Raw genomic sequence first — 16311 nt, 5'->3', positions numbered from 1 at the left:
CGGCGCACCGGCGCGTCGGCCGGGCGGGTGGTGGCAGTGCGCCGGTCGGAGCCCGGCCGCCGCGTCGCGGAGGGGGCGGGCGGGCGTCCGCGGCCATCCTTGCCGCTGACCCACCCAGCGGACGACCGGCGGAAGGGACACATGTCATGAGCGTGTGCGAGGTGTGCGGCAACGACTACGAGATGGCCTTCGAGGTGCACGCGGCGGGCGCCGTCCACGTCTTCGACAGCCTGGAGTGCGCGGCGCACCGGATGGCGCCCATCTGCGAGAACTGCCAGTGCCGCATCCTGGGCCACGGCTCGCAGTCGGCGGACGGGCGGTTCTTCTGCTCCGCCCACTGCGCGCGGACGCAGGGGCACGTGGAGCTGGTCGACCACGGCTGAGCGGCCGGACCGTACCCCGGCGCGGGTCCGGTGTGAGACCGTGGCGGCGTGAGACAAGACGTCTTGACGACCATGCCGCGGACCGTGCCGGGAGCGGCTGCCGGAGGTGGCCGGGAATGAGGCTCACCGTGCTGGGCGGCGGCGGGTTCCGGGTGCCGCTGGTGCACCGGGCACTGCTGGAGGACGCGGGAGACCGGGCCGGCCGCGTCACCGAACTCGTCCTGTACGACACCGACCGCGCCCGGCTGGACGCGATCGGCGCGGTCCTCGCCCACCAGCGCGGGCGGCACACCGGACCGGCCCCCGCGCTGCGCGCCACCACCGACCTCGACGACGCGCTGCGCGGCGCCGACTTCGTCTTCTCCGCCATCCGGGTCGGAGGGCTGGACGGCCGGGTGCGCGACGAGCGGATCCCGCTGGCCGAGGGGGTGCTGGGGCAGGAGACGGTGGGCGCGGGCGGCGTGCTGTACGGCCTGCGCACCCTGCCGGTGGCCGTGCGCGTCGCCGAGCGGATCGCCGAACTCGCCCCCGGGGCGTGGACCATCAACTTCACCAACCCCGCCGGGATGGTGACCGAGGCGATGGCCGCCGTCCTGCGCGAGCGCGGTCTGGGCGAACGCGTCATCGGCATCTGCGACTCGCCCGTCGGGCTGTGCCGCCGCGCCGCGCGCGCCCTGGGCGCCGACCCGGACCGCGCCGGCTACGACTACGTGGGCCTGAACCACCTGGGCTGGCTGCGCCGCCTCACGGTGGACGGCCGCGACCGGCTGCCCGAGCTGCTGGCCGACCCGGCCGCGCTCGCCTCCTTCGAGGAGGGCAGGCTGTTCGGCGCCGACTGGCTGCGGACGCTGGGCGCGCTGCCCAACGAGTACCTGCACTACTACTACTTCAGCCGCGAGGCGGTCGCCGCCGTCCGCGGGGCCGGGGAAACGCGCGGCGAGTTCCTCCACGGCCAGCAGTCCCGCTTCTACGAGCTGGCGCGGCCGGACGACCCCGCGCAGGCGTACGGCGAGTGGGAGCGCACCCGCCGCGAGCGCGAGGAGACCTACCTGGCCGAGAGCCGCGAGGCCTCCGGCGGCTGGGAGCGCGACAGCTGCGACCTGGAGGGCGGGGGTTACGACCGGGTGGCGCTGGCCCTGATGCGGGCGATCGCCCGGGACGAGCGCACCACGCTGATCCTGAACGTCCCCGGCCGCGGCGCCGTCCCCGGGCTGGACGGCGACGCGGTGGTCGAGGTGCCGTGCCTGGTCGACGCCTCCGGTGCGCACCCGCTGGCGGCCGGCGCCGTGGCGGCCGACCAGCTCGGGCTGATGCTCACGCTCAAGGCCGTGGAGCGGGCCGCGATCGAGGCGGCGCTCACCGGTTCGCGCGAGGCGGCGCTGCGGGCGCTGGCGCTGCACCCGCTGGTGGACTCGGTGGGGGTGGCCGGGCGGATCCTGGACGCGGCGGGCGGGTTCGGCTGACCGTACCGGGGGCGGGCCGGACGGAGAAGGCGGGGATGCCCGGCCCGGACGGGGGTACCCAGTGCCGGGTCCGATGCCGTACGACCCGAAAGCGAGATCCGGTGAGCGAGTACGAGCGTTCCCGAACCATGCCCGCCCTGCCCGAGCTGGTCTTCGACCAGATCAGCGACCCGGAGCGGCTGGACCGCTGGCTTCCGTCGGACCTCCACGCCCATGTGGAGGACCCCCCGGCCGTGACCGTGCACGAGGACCGCACAGGGCACGACGTCCGGGCCCTGTTCCACACCCGGCCCGACCAGTTCCGGGCGGAGTGGGGCACGCGCGACGAGGGCGCGTACGCCGGCTGGCTCCAGGTGGCGGGCATCGGCAGCGGGGCCAGCGAGGTGACCGTGCACCTGTCCTTCTTCGACGAGAGCCACGCGCCCTCGCGGGAGGAGATCGACGCCTCACTCGACCGGAGCCTGGAGAGGCTGGCCGAGGAGGTGCGGATGCGCACCGAGGACGCGGGCTGACACGCGGGACCGGCACGAGGACCAGTGGGAGGCGGGCCGGCGCCCGCGAGGCGTCACGCGTTCGGGGGCGCCTTCCACCGAAAGCGCACGGGTAGACCTCCCCCATGGCCCCAACCCAACAGGATCTGTACACCGCCCAGGCCCGCTCCCTGCACGGCACCGGCCGGGTGGACGTCTCCGGGAGGGCCGGCCTCCCGGTCGGCGCCCCCAGCGAGCTGGGCGGCAGCGGGCACGGGTACGACCCCGAGCAGCTGTACGCGGCCGCGCTGGCCACCTGTCTGCACCAGGCGCTGGTCATCGCGGCCACCGAGACCGGCGTGGATCCCTCCGGCAGCGAGGTGACCGCCCGCGTCCGGCTCAGCAACGGCGGCGCCCAGCACTACCGCTTCGACGCCACCGCCGACGTCTCGCTGCCCACCGCCGAGGGGGACCGGCGCAGCCGTGTCATCGAGCAGGCCCTGCGCATCTGCCCGCTCGGCGACCGGCTGGACCCGCCGCCGGCCTGACGGGCCGGGTCCCGGGCCGCTTCTCCCGCACCACTCCCCCGGACCGCTTCCCGCCCCGCGCCGCCCCCCGTCTCAGCCGCGGGGCGAGAGGACCATGACGAAGACCGGATCGCCGTTGGAGGCGAGCTTCAGGATCGGCACCGCCTTGTCGTGCGCGTCACCGTTCTCCTCGAACGTCAGCGTGCCGCTCGCCCCTCTGACCTGGGCACTGTCCTCCATGAGCTGGAACATCCTGCCGACCGCCCGGCCGGTGACACGCGTCCCCCTGCTCGCCATCTGCGCGCCACGGGCCGCGGTCAGCACCGCGTCGTGCGCCATCATCGCCTGGCCGTCGATGTGCCGCTCCCTGCCGAACCACTGCTCCAGCACGCCGCCCTTGCGGAAGGCCGCCTGCACCGCCCCGGGCGCGCCGTCCGGTTCGTCCTTCCACATCTCCGGGTGGGCCAGCCCGGTGTAGAAGACCTGCACCCCGCTGTCGGCGGCCTTTCTGACCTGCTCGTCGGTGAGGTTGGTGGTGTCGTCGCCGGTCATCACGATGAAGTCCCACTCGGTGCAGAACCGCTCGGCCAGCGCGTCGAGGAAGTGGGTGAGATGCCGTCCCCTCCCGGCGAAGTAGACGGCCTCGGGCCGGTGGAAACACAGCTGGTTCGACAGGATCTGCAGCTCGTTCCTCCAGCTGTCCTCCAGGGAGGAGTCGAACTGTTTGCGTTCGGCGACCAGTTCGTGCTCCTTGCCTCCCCGGGGGAACTCCTCGGTGAAGGCGTCGCCCAGGGTGTCGGCGTACAGGTTTCCCTCCGCCACGTCCTGGACCACCATGGCCGTGCGTATCTTCTTCTGCCTGAGGTACCGGGCCGCCGCCCTGGCCTCGTCGACGTTGGTGGGTGCGACGCGGACGAAGCCCTCCATGCCGCCGATGCCGGTGGCGGTCATCGTGCTGGCCACCGTCGCCAGGCCGGCGTCGGACAGTCTCCTGAGGGCGGCCAGGTTGCGGTCCGTGCTCGGCCCCAGGCCGGTGACCGCCACCAGCGGCTCGCCGCCGTCCCTGAGCCCGATCAGCCCGTCGACGGTGTGCCGCCAGTGCGCGGAGCCGCTGCCGGTGTTGGCGATCAGCAGCCTGATCTTCGGGGTGAAGCGCTCGTTGTGCCGCTGCTGCGCCAGATGGGCGCCCTGGAGTTCGTGCCGTATGGACTCCTCGGGGTTGCTGTCGTTCTCGTCGACCGTGACGGAGGTCATGTACGCCACGGTGACGTACTTCCCGTCCCCCGCGGTGACCTCCCGGTTCGCCCGCTCGATCCTCCCGCTCACCGCGGCCAGGTGCTCGGCGAAGACGTACGAGCCGTCGGTGGTCCCGACGCACTCCGCTCTCGGCTCCTCCATCCTCGTCACGCCCCGCGCGCACAGGTCGTCGCGGTGGACGTACCAGTCGTGGACGAACAGCGACACCCCGGCCAGGACGGCCAGCACCACGGCGGCGGTGACGGAGCGCTTGACGGTCAGCAGGGAGATCCGGCGTCCGGCCACGCCCATCACCCCTCGTCCGCGAGCGTCAGCGGATGGCGCCAGTGCCGGTAGCGCTCGGCCTCGTCGTACAGGGCCACGATCTCACTCCCCCTCAGTTCGGACAGCCGGTCGTACTTGGCCGCTATCACGCTGTTCAGCCGCAGCCCGGGGTCGCCGAGCGGGTCGCTCCACAGCCAGCGCGCGCAGACCAGTCCCCGGATCACCGAGACGTCGGTGATCGAGTGGGTGGGCACCTCGGGAGCGAGCTCTCCCAGCAGTTCCAGCGGCGAGCGGTCGGCGGGCAGCCGGTTGGGCGCGGAGGTGACCGCGTTGAACAGCCGGATCCAGCGTGCGGCGCTCAACTCGCGGAAGCGGACCGCCATCTGTTCCACCACGTCCTCGACGCGGTGCGCCGCCAGCCGGTGGTACATCGCCTCCTCGGGCCGGCCCTCCGCCTCGAAGTGGTCCGCCATCAGGTCGTGGACGGTGTCCCACTCGCCGGGGTCCGCGGCCAGCCGCCACAGCAGCAGTCTGCGCAGCCACGGGTGCAGGCGCGGCTGCGCGTGCCCGGGTTCCAGCAGCCAGCGCGAGCGCACCTCGTTGAACAGCGACTCGCCGGCGCCGCCCGGGGTCACCGCGCCGAGGACCCTGCTGCCCATGGACAGGTCGCGGGCCGCCGCGCACCGCACCAGCGCTTCGCGCTGGGCCTGCGGGAAGTCCTCCAGAAGGTGGTCCAGCGCCGCGTCGGCCAGGGTGTCGTGCGGCGCGCGGCGCATCCTTCGGCCGGGCAGGGAGCGCAGCCACAGGTCGAACTCGCCGCTGCCCCGGCGGGGCGTGTTGGCCAGGTCCAGGACGTCCATCACCTGCCGTACCGCCACCGGCAGGCCACGCGTCAGCCGGTACACGAAGGGGGCGAGGCCGGAGTGGCGGGGCGAGGCCAGCTCGATGCCGGTGCGCACCTCGTCGAGCGTCAGATCGCGCAGCCGCAGCGGGTACCACCAGGAGTCGTCGCTGTCGTGGGCCGGACGGCGCTCGCGCCAGTCGGCGAGACAGGCCCGGTCCGGGCCGCGCAGCCGCCAGGGCCACTGGTCCCCGGCGGACGAGCCCCAGTTCTCCAGCCAGCGGTTGGAGCTGCCCACCACCGTCAGGGGGTCGCAGACGGCCCCGGTCAGGGCGGCGTCGCGGCGGGCGCCGGTGAGCAGTTCCAGGAACAGCCGGCCCTGGTCGGTGTGGCAGTTGTCCAGCAGCAGCAGATAGGAGCCGGGGGCGAACCAGCGGGTGGTGTCGTGGCGGAGGTCGTCGAGGAACGCGGCGAACAGGACGCGGTCGAGGATCCGCTTCTCCTGCTCGCTGCCGCTGTGCCGCCACATGTTGAGTTCCAGCAGGGCGTCCCACGGATCCCGGGAGGGCACCAGCGGGTGGTCGCCGAACCACTGCGGGGCGCCGGCGAAGACCCTCCCCGGCAGTCTGCGGCCGCCGCGCGCGGCGGCGTCCCGCAGGAGGGCCGCGACCACCGCGGGAGCGCCGTTGGGCGCGCCCAGCGCGCTGCCGGCGACCTCCAGGAAGGCGGAGAGGTAGTCGCCGTGCCGGTCCTCGGCCTGCCGCCGGAACTCCTCGAGCTGCCGCTGGACGGCGCGCCGGCCCTGCGAGCGGTCGGGCATCCGCAGCTCGCGGTCCGAGGCGAGCAGGCCGAGGGTGAGCCGAGGGAAGCGCGAGACGCGGTACTGCGGCAGCCTGCGCTCCAGCTGCCGGGCGATCAGGGCGAGGGCGTAGCGGGGCAGCAGTGCCTGATCCGCGGCGAAGTTGAGGTAGGCGAAGGGGTGTTCCGGGCCGAAGCGGCCCATGACGGCGCCGTGCGCCTCGCTGGCCCCGCTCCCCCGCGGGCCGACCAGCATCGTCACCGGCCGCTCCGTACCGGGCGGCTGCTCCAGGCACTCGGCGACGAGGGCCAGGATGCCGTTGCGCCCCCGCATGCCCGTTCCCGCGCGGGAATCCTCCATCCGACCGGCCCTCCCCCGTGACAACCAACCGTCGGCACACAGGAGGATGCCACCTTCGGTGCACGGCCGACAACGAAAAGCGACCGCCCGCCGCGGGAAGTAGGGAAGGTGCGGGGAGTACGGTGCCCGCCGCGGAAGGCGGCGGGCACCGGGGCACCGGCCCGCCCGGGACCGGTGCTCCCGGGGTGCCGGTGCTCCCGGGGTGTGTCAGTCCTCCCAGGTGTAGAAGCCTCGGCCGGTCTTGCGGCCCAGCTCGCCGCGGGCGACCTTCTCCCGCAGCAGCTTTGGCGGCGCGAAGCGCTCACCCAGGGTGTCGTGGAGGTACTCGGCGATGGCCAGGCGCACGTCGAGGCCGACGAGGTCGGTCAGCCGCAGCGGTCCCATCGGGTGCTTGTAGCCCAGGCTCATGGCGGCGTCGATGGCCTCGGGCTCGGCGACCCCCTCCTCCACCATCCGGATCGCCTCCAGGCCGAGGGCCACGCCCAGCCGGCTGCTGGCGAAGCCGGGCGAGTCCCTGACGACGACGTCCTTCTTGCCCAGGGCGCGGACCCATTCCAGGGCCGTCCGCACGGTGCCGTCCGCGGTCCGCCCGGCCACGACCAGCTCCACCAGGGCGGAGGCGGGCACGGGGTTGAAGAAGTGCATGCCCAAGAACCGCTCGGGGCGGGCCAGCGCGGTGCCCAGTTCGGTGACGGACAGGGAGCTGGTGTTGGTGGCCAGCACCGCCGACTCGCCGACGGCCTTCTCCGCGGCGGCGAGCAGCCGTGCCTTGAGGGCGGGGTCCTCGGGGACGGCCTCGACGACCAGGTCGGCGCCGCCGGGCAGGTCCTCCACCGCCGTGACGGTGGTGACGCGGGCCAGGACCCGCTCGGCGGGCTCCTCCAGCCTGCCGCGCTCGGCGGCCCGGCGCAGGCCGGTGGCGACGCGCTCCAGGGCCGCCGCGGCGGCCTGCTCGCCGCTCTCCACGACGACCACCGCCGAGCCGGCCGTCGCGAAGGACTGCGCGATGCCCGCGCCCATCCGCCCGCCGCCCACCACGCCGACGGTTCCCGGTGCCGCTGCCATGAGCTCTCCTCGTGTCTGTCGCGTCCGCTGCCGTGCCCGCCGTGTCCGCCGCGCCCGTGTGCCCGTCCGCGCGTACGTGTGCCGCACGGGCACCGGGGCGCACGCCGGGGGCAGGGCGACCGTACCGGCGGGCGTCCCGTCCCTTGACAGGCGGTCCGGACGTCGGTTTACCTGGCGTCGCCGCAAAGCTAACCGAATGGTCGGTCGGGCTCAAGGGGCGCGGGTCCGGGCCCGCGGCGCCGCACGGCGGCCCTGAGGCCCGTGATCGTCCACGACTGGAGTGGTGGAGGCGTATGACACAGCTCACGGAGGCCGGACAGGGCCCCGCCCAGCGGATGTTCGCCGCCGACCGGGCCTCCCGGGGCCTGGGCATGGAGCTGCTCCGGGCCGGTGACGGCTCGGCGGCGGTGCGGATGCCGGTGACGGCGCGCATGGTGAACGGCCACGGCGTCGCCCACGGCGGCTTTCTGTTCACGCTCGCCGACACCGCGTTCGCCTGCGCCTGCAACAGCCGCGGCCCGGTGACCGTGGCGGCCGGCGCGGACGTCGTCTTCGCCGCTCCCGCCCACGAGGGCGACGTGCTGCTGGCCGTCGCCGAGGAGCGCGCCCGCTTCGGCCGCAGCGGTGTCTACGACGTCACCGTCCGGCGGGAGGCGGACGACCGGGTGATCGCCGAGTTCCGCGGACGCAGCCGCACCGTCGGCGAGCGCGGCGCGGACGGACGCGGCGCCCCGGCGGGTAAGGAGGCGCCATGAGCGGCGGCACCACCCCTCCCCCGCGCCCGGCCCTCGCCCCGGCCCCGAGGCCGGGCCGGGCACCCGCCCTAGCCTCGCTGGACGCGGCCGAGCGGATGGACCGCGAGGAGCTGCGCGCACTCCAGCTCGACCGGCTCCGCTCCACCCTGCGGCACGCGTACGACAACGTGGAGCACTACCGGCGCGCCTTCGAGACGGCGGGCGTCACACCGGAGGACTGCCGCTCCCTGGCGGACCTCGCACGCTTCCCGTTCACCACCAAGGCCGATCTGCGCGACACCTACCCCTACGGCATGTTCGCCGTCCCGATGTCCGAGGTGCGCAGGCTGCACGCCTCCAGCGGCACCACCGGGCGCCCCACCGTGGTCGGTTACACCGAGGAAGACCTCGAGGTGTGGGCGGACGTCGTCGCCCGCTCCATCCGGGCCGCCGGCGGCCGCCCCGGACACAAGGTGCACATCGCCTACGGCTACGGGCTGTTCACCGGCGGGCTCGGCGCGCACTACGGGGCCGAGCGGGCGGGCTGCACCGTCATACCGGCCTCCGGCGGCATGACGGCCCGGCAGGTGCGGCTGATCCTGGATCTCCGGCCCGAGATCATCATGGTGACGCCCTCCTACATGCTCGCCCTCCTCGACGAGTTCGAGCGACAGGGCGTCGATCCGCGCGACTCCTCACTGGAGGTGGGGATCTTCGGCGCCGAGCCGTGGACGGAGGGGATGCGCCGCGAGATCGAGGAGCGCGCCGGGCTGCACGCGGTGGACATCTACGGGCTGTCGGAGGTGATGGGCCCCGGCGTCGCGCAGGAGTGCGTGGAGACCAAGGACGGGCTGCACATCTGGGAGGACCACTTCTACCCGGAGGTCGTGGACCCGTTCACCGGCGAGGTGCTGCCCGACGGCGAGGAGGGCGAGCTGGTGTTCACCTCGCTGACCAAGCAGGCCCTGCCGGTCGTCCGCTACCGCACCCGTGACCTGACGCGGCTGCTGCCGGGCACCGCACGCCCCGCCTTCCGCCGCATGGAGAAGGTCACCGGCCGCTGCGACGACATGATCATCCTGCGCGGGGTCAACGTCTTCCCCACCCAGATCGAGGAGATCCTGCTGCGGGTCCCCGGCGTCGCCCCGCACTTCCAGATACGGCTCACCCGCCGGGGCCGGATGGACCACATGACCGTGCGTGTCGAGGCCCGCCCGGACGCCGGACCCGAGCGACGCGCGGCCGCGGCGGCTGCCGTCGCCCAGGGCGTCAAGGACGGCGTCGGCATCACCGTCGACGTGGACGTGGTCGATCCGGAGACCCTGGAGCGGTCGGTGGGCAAGATCCGCCGCGTCGTCGACGCCCGCGAGGGCTGACCCGGCGGCGCTGCGGACGTGCCCCCGGGCCCCGGCCCGGGGGCGGCCTGCCGGGCACCCGGTCGGCCGCCTCCCGACTGCGCCCCTCGGTGCGGACTGCGATCATCGCAGTCCGCACCGAGGGGGACGCAAGGGATGGATGGGACACCGTGCAGACGTTCCTGCCGCTCGCCGACTTCGCCGGGACCGCCCGGGTGCTCGACGCACGGCGGCTGGGCAAGCAGCGGGTGGAGGCCCTGCAGGTGCTGCGTGCCCTGACCGTGCCCGGCTACGGCTGGGCCCGGCACCCGGCCGTGCGCATGTGGACGGGGTACGAGGAGGCGCTGGTCCGCTACGGCATGGAGATCTGCCGCCACTGGCGGCTGGCGGGGCGCGCCGACACCTGCGAGGCCACCATGCTGACCGATCTGCGGCACGCGACCGGCATCGCCGTCCCCCGCTCCCAGGAGGAACTGGAGGCGGCCGGCGAGCTGCCGCCCTGGCTGGGTGATCCCGCCTTCCACCGCAGCCACCGCTCCTCCCTGGTCCGCAAGGACCCCGACCACTACGTGCCCCTGTTCCCCGGCGTGCCGGACGATCTGCCGTATGTGTGGCCCGCCTCCGACCGCGGCCCCCGCGCCCAGGAGCCGGGGTGAGGTCCCGGCCCCGGGGGGTACGGGAGGGGGGTGAAGGCGATCGGAGCCCGCGCGGGCCGGCGCGCAGGGGGCGCGGCGGGACGGGTTTGCGCCCCTCACCTCCCCCGCGAGACTCTTGGCAGAGAGCAACCGTCCATCCACGCCGACCGTCGAAGGGGGGACCGGGCGGAGCACCCCGAGTGCCGTGCCCCCGTTCTTCCGTGAGCAACCCTCCTCGCTTTCCGGACCTCTCCGGGGAATCCCGCGCCCTGGCCGGGCAGGCGGTCGAGTCGGCGCCGGCGCCGGTGATCGCGGTGGACCGGCGGGGACGGGTGTCGCTGGTGAACGCCTCGGCGCGCGCCCTGCTGCCCGGTCTCGCCCCCGGGGTTCCGCCGGATGCCGGCGTGGCGCCCGGCTGGCTGGTCTCCGCCGCGCGGGGTGAACACGGCGGGCACGGCGAACACGGCGGGCACGAGGGACCGGACGCCGGGGCGGCCACGACCGCGCACGGGCCCCTCCGGGGGCGAGTCTTCACCGCGTACGCCGCTCCCCTTCCGGACGGGCACACCGCCTGGTGGCTCACCGACGTCACCGGCCGGGAGGACGCCGAGCGGTCGCTGCGCTCGGAACGGGAGAGCACCGCCTTCCTGGCCCGGGCCTCCGCCCGGCTCCAGGCCTCGCTCAACCCGCGCAGGTGCGTGGTGACGACCGCCCGGCTGGCGGCCGGCCACCTCGCCGACGCCGCCGTCGTGGTCCGCCTGTCGCGGGACCGCCGCCCGGAGGTGACCCGGGCGGTCTTCGACGGGCGGCTGGAGGAGGAGACCCTGTCCGCGTCCCCGGAGGAGATGCCGGGGCTGGCCGAGGCGCTGGCGGGCTTCCCGCCGGTGTCCTTCCGGCCGGTCGATCCCGGCCTGGTTCCCGCGTGGCTGCTGCCCGAGGGGTTCGGCCGTCCGGTCTCCTCGACGGTCGTCCCGCTGCCGGGCAGCGGCGAGACCGCCGGGGCGATGGTGCTGCTGCGCCGTGCCGGAAGCGAGGACGCCGGCCCGGAGGACGACACCGTGACCCGGATCTTCGCCGCCCGCGCCGGTGCCGCGATCTCGTCCGCCGCGCTCTACGCGGAGCAGGTCGCCACCGTCGCCGTGCTCCAGCGCGAGCTGCTGCCGCCCGCACTGCCGCATCCGGAGGGCGTGGAGCTGGCCGGGGCCTACCGTCCCGCCCAGAGCGCCCAGAGCATCGGCGGGGACTTCTACGACGTGCTCCCGGCCGACGGGCCCGGCCGGGAGACCGACGTCGTGCTCGGAGACGTGGCCGGCAAGGGCCCGGAGGCGGCTGTCCTGACGGGGAAGATCCGCAACACGCTCGCGGCGCTGCGGCTGGTCGAGTCCGACCACGTACGGCTGCTGGACCTGCTCAACCGCACGCTGCTGAGCGGCCCCCAGAACCGGTTCGTCACCCTGGTGCTCGCCTCGTTCGGCGCCCCCGACCCCGGCACCGGCCGGGTCGCGCTGCGGCTGACCTCGGCCGGGCATCCGCCGCCGCTGATCCTGCGGCACGACGGGAGTGTGGAGGCCGCCCGCACCTCGGGCACGCTGATCGGCGTGCTGCCGGAGGCGACCGCGACCACCTGCTCCACCGCCCTGCTGCCCGGGGAGACCTGCCTGCTGTACTCCGACGGTGTCACCGAGGCCCGGGGCGGGCCCTACGGCGAGATGTTCGGGGAGGAGCGCCTGGCCGACGCGCTGGGCTCCTGCGCGGGCCTGCACGCCCAGGCCGTCGTCGAGCGCGTCGGGATGCTCACCTCCGAGTGGCTGGCGGGCCGGGAGCACGACGACATCGCGCTGGTGGCCGTCACCGCGGCCCACCGCACCCCGCTGAGCGCGGTGGGCGGGAACGTCCGTGCGGGAGACGACCGGTGAGCCCGGGAGCGGAGGCTCTCGGGAGCCGGATGGAGGACTTCTGGACGGCGCTGGAGAACGCGGACGAGCGCTGGGCCGTCGCCCAGGTCACCGAGGCACTGGACCGGGGCTTCGCGCCCGAGGACATCCTGCTGGAGGTCATCGCGCCCGCGCAGCGGCGGGTCGGCGTGCGCTGGGCGGAGAACCGGCTCACCGTCGCGCAGGAGCACGCGGCCACCGCCGTCAGCGACCGCGCCGTCACCGCCGTCGCCGGCCACCCGGCGGCACAGGTCCCCGCCCGGCTCGGCCGGGCCGTCGTGGCCTGCGCCGACGGCGAGTGGCACACGCTGCCCGCCCGGCTGGTCGCCGAGGTGCTGCGGCTGCGCGGCTGGCACGTGGACTTCCTCGGGGCCCATGTGTCCGCCCGGTATCTGGTGTCCCGCCTGCACTCAACCGGCCCGGACGCGGTGGCCCTGTCGTGCTCCCTGCCCGTACGGCTGCCCGTCGCCCACGCGGCCGTCACCGCCTGCCGGGCCGCCGGAGTGCCCGTGCTGGCGGGAGGCGCCGGGTTCGGCCCGGGCGGCCGCTACGCCCGTCTGCTGGGCGCCGACGCCTGGGCCGGCAGCGCCCGCGGCGCGGCCGAGCGCCTCGCGGCGGGCATCGCGCCCCCCTCCGAGCTGCCCCCGACCGCCGAGGAGGCGCTGCCGCACCTGGCCGACCGCGAGCACGTCCTGGTCGACGAGGCCCGCGGGCGGCTCGTCGACGACGTGATGGCGGTGCTGCCCGAGCGGTTCCCGCAGTTGCGGGAGTACGCCGGACGTCAGCGGGAGTACACCGTCGAGGACCTCCACCGTGTCGTGGAGTACCTGGTGGCCGCGCTGTACGTCGACGATCCCGGGCTGTTCGAGGGCTTCACCGCGTGGACGGGCCGGATCATGACCGCCCGGAACCTGCCCGTCGACGCCCTGTCCGCGGTGCTGGAGGCCATGGCCGACGCCTTCCGCGAGCTGCCCCGTGCCTCGGCGTACATCGCCGCGGCGCGGGGCGCGCTCGACCGCGAACTCCGTCCCCCGTCCCCGTGACCCGCCCCGCGGGCGCGGAGCTGTCCACGCGGCCGGCGCGGCGCCGGCCAGGGCGGGGCGGGGCGGCCCGCGGTCAGTCCGCGACCAGCAGTGCCTGCGGTGCCGCCGCCTTCAGCCGGGTGTTGAGCCAGGACAGCTGACGGTCCGTCTCGCCCTCGCACTCGTGGGCGAGTTCCAGCAGCTCGCGGTCGCGGGCCCCCTGGGCCGCCTGGGCCACGGCCGTCCAGGTCGTCTGGACGAGGGTGCCCAGCACGTACAGGTCCTGGAGGTCTCGCAGCAGTCCGACGGGCCCCCCGCGGACCCCGGCGAGCCCCTCGGCGTGCAGCCGCTCGGGCTCCTCGACGTCCTCGCCGGCGGCCTGCTCGCCGTAACGGCGGGCGACGGGCTCCAGACGGCGGACGTGCGCCTCGCTCATCTTCGCCAGGGTGTCGCAGGTGTGGTGGAGATCGGCCTCCGCGGCGTGCCCCTCCCCCACGGTGCGCAGGGCCTCGGCGAGGGTCTGCTCGCTGCGGTGGAGCAGACCTACGTAGACGGCCAGATGGGGCATCAGGACCTCCCCGGGGCGGCGGCCTCGGCGATGTGGCCGGGGGCCTCGGGGGCGGTGGCGGGGTCGCCCGGGTAGTCGGGGGTGGGGGCGGGCTCGGCGAAGGTGTCCGCCTCCGGCCCGCCCCGGGTGGGCGGTACGGGACCGCCGGCCGGCCCGGAGGCGGTCGTGGTGGGCGCGGGGGCGGGGCCGTCACCGTCGGCGACCTTGGTCACCCGGCAGGCGGCCGTCTTGAAGTACGGCTGCTTGGACACCGGGTCCCAGATGGTCATGGTCAGTTCGTTGGCCTGCCGGGGCGCGCCGTCGGGCGACACCTCCTCCGGATCCCAGCGGCCGTAGTGGAAGGGCGCGAAGACCGTGCCCTCCCGCACATGCCCGATCCGGGCGCGCACCTCGATCGCCCCACGCGGCGACTCCACCCGCACCCGGTCGCCCTCGGCGATCCCCAGCCGCCGCGCGTCGGGGGCGGACAGCTCCGCCCAGGCGTCGGGCGCGGCCCGGTTCAGCTCGCGGGAGCGGCCGGTCTTGGTGCGGGTGTGGAAGTGGTAGGCGGTGCGCCCGGTGGTGTACAGCAGCGGGTACTCCTCATCTGGTTCCTCGTGGGGCGGCACATAGGGCGCGCCCTTGAGGAGGGCTCGGCCGGCCGGGGCCTTGGCCCGGTACTCGACGGGGGTCACCGTGCCGCCGGTGAGCAGGTCGTGGCCGTAGGTCTCGCAGTACTCGGGACCGGTGTTGAACACCCCGTCCGCGTACAGCCGGCCGGTGCCGTCGGGATGCTCGTCGGTGCAGGGCCAGGGGATGCCGGTGGGGCCGCGCAGCCTGTCGTAGGACAGGCCGCTGTAGTCGCAGGGGCGGCCGCGGCTGCACTCGCGCCAGGCGCCGAACGCCTCCTCGGGGGTGCGCCACTTGATCAGCGGAGCGCCGTCGGCGTCGCGGAAGTCCATGGCGTCGGCGTACATCAGGAAGATGTCCAGGTCGCTCCTGGCCTCGCCGGGCGGTTCGACGGCCTTCTCCGACAGATGCACGACGCGGCTCGCGTTGGTGTAACAGCCGGTCTTCTCGCCCCAGCCGGCCGCGGGCAGCACCACGTCGGCCAGTTCGGCGGTCTCGGTGAGGAAGAGGTCCTGGACGACCGTGAAGCACTTCCCGCCGCCGAGGATCCTGCGGACGCGGGACGACTCGGGCATGGAGACGACCGGGTTGGTGGCCGAGATCCACAGCAGCCCGACGGAGCCCTGCTCGGCGTAGCGGAAGATCTGCATGGCGTGGGTGGGCGGGGCCCAGTGCGGGATCGTCAGCTCGTCGACGTTCCACAGCTTGGCCAGCTCGCGGACGTGCGCGGGGTTGCTCCAGTTGCGGAAGCCGGGCAGGTCGCCGTCGGCGCCGCACTCGCGGGTGTTCTGGGCGGTGGGCTGGCCGTTCATCTGGAGGACGCCGGCGCCCGGGCGGCCGATCATGCCGCGCAGCAGATGCAGGTTGTGCACGGCCACGGCGGCGGCGGTGGCCTGGTGCGACTGGTAGAAGCCCTGCAGCACGGTGGACAGCACCCGCTCGCTCTCCCCGAAGATCCGCGCCGCGCGCCGCACGTCGCCGGCGTCCACTCCGCAGATCCGGGCGGTCTCCTCGGGCGTGTAGGGCTCCACCGTCCCGCGCAGCTCCTCCACGCCCAGGGTGTGGCGCCCCACCCACTCCTCGTCCACCCGGCCGCATTCGAACAGCTCCCGGGTCAGGCCGTTCATCAGGGCCATGTTGGTGCCGACCCGGGGCGCGAGGTGGACTCCGCCGGTGCGCTCGGCCTCCTCGGCGACCTTGGTGCGGCGCGGGTCCACGCACACCACCTTCGGCGGGTCTTCGGCGCGGGTGCGGTCCAGCACGCGCGCCCACAGCACCGTCTGGGTCTCGGGCATGTTGTGGCCGAAGAGGAAGAGCGCGTCGCAGTGCTCGATGTCGGTGTAGGAACCGGGCTGCCCGTCGGTGCCGAAGGACTCCTTGAAGGCGGCGGCACTGGTGGCCGTGCACAGCCGGGTGTTGCCGTCCATGTGGGGGGTGCCCAGGCCGGCCTTCCCGATCACGGCCAGGGTGTAGTACTCCTCCAGGAAGAGCTGGCCGGAGGTGTAGAAGCCGTGGGAGAGCGGGCCCTTCTCCTCCAGCAGCCGCCGGGAGACCCCGGCGATCCGGCCCATCGCGGTCTCCCAGTCGGTCTCGACCAGGCGGCCGTTCTCCCGGACCAGGGGCCGGGTGAGCCGGTCGGCGCCGTTCGCCCAGGACCAGCTCCCGTACAGGCCCTTGGGGCCCAGCCGCCCGTGGTTGACGACGTCGCCGGCCACTCCGCGCACCCCGACCATGCGCCCGTCCTTGACGGCGATCTCGCAGCCGCAGCCGTTGCTGCACAGCACACAGGCGGAACGCACCCAGCGCTCGACGTCCTCCTCCGCCACCCCCTCCTCCAGATGGCGGTCGACCCTGGCGGGCCACACCGTCCCCCTGGCGTGCGGTGTGCGGGGCCCCCAGATGTCGGCGATCCGGTCCATGCGCTTCCTCTCCCTGCCTGTTCCCGCCCGTGCGTGCCGTGCCACGCGGTACCCCGGGCGGCGGCGGAAATGCGCGCGGGAGGACGCCTTCCCCCGGAGGGCGGGC

Annotated in this window: 14 protein-coding genes; 9 read left to right on the top strand and 5 right to left on the bottom strand. The window is 74.6% G+C overall.

What is annotated here, in order from left to right; genetic code table 11:
• Positions 1-146: 146 nt before the first annotated feature.
• The 4 genes from ACW69E_RS12315 (at position 147) to ACW69E_RS12300 (ending at position 2864) form a co-directional block, all read left to right on the top strand.
• Positions 147-383 (top strand): hypothetical protein, encoded by a 237-nt coding sequence (locus ACW69E_RS12315; RefSeq protein ID WP_206347554.1) that lies wholly within the window; start codon positions 147-149, stop codon positions 381-383.
• Between the two features lie 116 nt (positions 384-499).
• On the top strand, positions 500-1846 hold the full coding sequence (locus ACW69E_RS12310) for a 6-phospho-beta-glucosidase (RefSeq protein ID WP_457498225.1): 1347 nt from the start codon (positions 500-502) through the stop codon (positions 1844-1846).
• Positions 1847-1947: 101 nt separating this feature from the next.
• Complete coding sequence (locus ACW69E_RS12305) at positions 1948-2358, top strand: SRPBCC family protein (protein WP_457498224.1); 411 nt, start codon at positions 1948-1950, stop codon at positions 2356-2358.
• A 104-nt stretch (positions 2359-2462) separates the two neighbouring features.
• The gene (locus tag ACW69E_RS12300; RefSeq protein ID WP_237878119.1) at positions 2463-2864 is read left to right on the top strand and encodes an OsmC family protein; all 402 of its coding nucleotides are present in this window, start codon (positions 2463-2465) and stop codon (positions 2862-2864) included.
• A gap of 72 nt (positions 2865-2936) precedes the next feature.
• Here the strand turns inward: ACW69E_RS12300 and ACW69E_RS12295 are convergent, their stop codons facing one another.
• The 3 genes from ACW69E_RS12295 to ACW69E_RS12285 all read right to left on the bottom strand — a co-directional run bounded on the left by ACW69E_RS12295 (position 2937) and on the right by ACW69E_RS12285 (position 7429).
• The gene (locus ACW69E_RS12295) at positions 2937-4385 is read right to left on the bottom strand and encodes a branched-chain amino acid ABC transporter substrate-binding protein (protein WP_457498223.1); all 1449 of its coding nucleotides are present in this window, start codon (positions 4383-4385) and stop codon (positions 2937-2939) included.
• 5 nt (positions 4386-4390) lie between these two features.
• On the bottom strand, positions 4391-6364 hold the full coding sequence (locus tag ACW69E_RS12290; protein WP_457498222.1) for a hypothetical protein: 1974 nt from the start codon (positions 6362-6364) through the stop codon (positions 4391-4393).
• A 207-nt stretch (positions 6365-6571) separates the two neighbouring features.
• Entirely contained in the window at positions 6572-7429 is an 858-nt protein-coding gene (locus ACW69E_RS12285) for a 3-hydroxyacyl-CoA dehydrogenase family protein (RefSeq protein ID WP_457498221.1), read from the bottom strand.
• A gap of 293 nt (positions 7430-7722) precedes the next feature.
• On the opposite strand from ACW69E_RS12285, the gene paaI reads away from it, so the two are divergent.
• The 5 genes from paaI to ACW69E_RS12260 all read left to right on the top strand — a co-directional run bounded on the left by paaI (position 7723) and on the right by ACW69E_RS12260 (position 13130).
• Entirely contained in the window at positions 7723-8184 is a 462-nt protein-coding gene (gene paaI, locus ACW69E_RS12280) for a hydroxyphenylacetyl-CoA thioesterase PaaI (RefSeq protein WP_457498220.1), read from the top strand.
• The gene (paaK, locus tag ACW69E_RS12275; RefSeq protein ID WP_457498219.1) at positions 8181-9539 is read left to right on the top strand and encodes a phenylacetate--CoA ligase PaaK; all 1359 of its coding nucleotides are present in this window, start codon (positions 8181-8183) and stop codon (positions 9537-9539) included. The genes paaI and paaK overlap by 4 nt, the downstream gene beginning before the upstream one ends.
• A 149-nt stretch (positions 9540-9688) precedes the next feature.
• On the top strand, positions 9689-10174 hold the full coding sequence (locus ACW69E_RS12270; RefSeq protein ID WP_457498218.1) for an MSMEG_6728 family protein: 486 nt from the start codon (positions 9689-9691) through the stop codon (positions 10172-10174).
• Positions 10175-10374: 200 nt separating this feature from the next.
• Complete coding sequence (locus ACW69E_RS12265) at positions 10375-12069, top strand: SpoIIE family protein phosphatase (RefSeq protein ID WP_457498217.1); 1695 nt, start codon at positions 10375-10377, stop codon at positions 12067-12069.
• Positions 12066-13130 carry a cobalamin B12-binding domain-containing protein gene (locus tag ACW69E_RS12260; RefSeq protein ID WP_457498216.1) on the top strand — a complete coding sequence of 355 codons (1065 nt, stop codon included), beginning with the start codon at positions 12066-12068 and terminating at the stop codon, positions 13128-13130. The genes ACW69E_RS12265 and ACW69E_RS12260 overlap by 4 nt, the downstream gene beginning before the upstream one ends.
• A 73-nt stretch (positions 13131-13203) precedes the next feature.
• On the opposite strand, the gene ACW69E_RS12255 is transcribed toward ACW69E_RS12260, so the two are convergent.
• Both ACW69E_RS12255 and ACW69E_RS12250 read right to left on the bottom strand, forming a co-directional pair.
• A complete protein-coding gene (locus tag ACW69E_RS12255; protein ID WP_457498215.1) occupies positions 13204-13677 on the bottom strand; it encodes a hypothetical protein in 474 nt (157 codons plus the stop codon).
• Complete coding sequence (locus tag ACW69E_RS12250) at positions 13677-16205, bottom strand: molybdopterin-dependent oxidoreductase (protein ID WP_457498214.1); 2529 nt, start codon at positions 16203-16205, stop codon at positions 13677-13679. The genes ACW69E_RS12255 and ACW69E_RS12250 overlap by 1 nt, the downstream gene beginning before the upstream one ends.
• Between the last annotated feature and the right edge of the window lie 106 nt (positions 16206-16311).

The sequence above is a fragment of the Streptomyces sp. SS8 genome (assembly GCF_054072955.1).
The sequence above is the reverse complement of the archived record's forward strand: the minus strand, read 5'-3'. Positions and strand labels throughout refer to the sequence as shown.

Coding starts and splice junctions, on each gene's coding strand:
- ACW69E_RS12285 (WP_457498221.1), bottom strand. CDS start 7,429: ATGGCAGCGGCACCGGGAACCGTCGGCGTGGTGGGCGGCGGGCGGATG.
- ACW69E_RS12300 (WP_237878119.1), top strand. CDS start 2,463: ATGGCCCCAACCCAACAGGATCTGTACACCGCCCAGGCCCGCTCCCTG.
- ACW69E_RS12310 (WP_457498225.1), top strand. CDS start 500: ATGAGGCTCACCGTGCTGGGCGGCGGCGGGTTCCGGGTGCCGCTGGTG.
- paaK (WP_457498219.1), top strand. CDS start 8,181: ATGAGCGGCGGCACCACCCCTCCCCCGCGCCCGGCCCTCGCCCCGGCC.
- ACW69E_RS12290 (WP_457498222.1), bottom strand. CDS start 6,364: ATGGAGGATTCCCGCGCGGGAACGGGCATGCGGGGGCGCAACGGCATC.
- ACW69E_RS12255 (WP_457498215.1), bottom strand. CDS start 13,677: ATGCCCCATCTGGCCGTCTACGTAGGTCTGCTCCACCGCAGCGAGCAG.
- ACW69E_RS12315 (WP_206347554.1), top strand. CDS start 147: ATGAGCGTGTGCGAGGTGTGCGGCAACGACTACGAGATGGCCTTCGAG.
- ACW69E_RS12250 (WP_457498214.1), bottom strand. CDS start 16,205: ATGGACCGGATCGCCGACATCTGGGGGCCCCGCACACCGCACGCCAGG.
- paaI (WP_457498220.1), top strand. CDS start 7,723: ATGACACAGCTCACGGAGGCCGGACAGGGCCCCGCCCAGCGGATGTTC.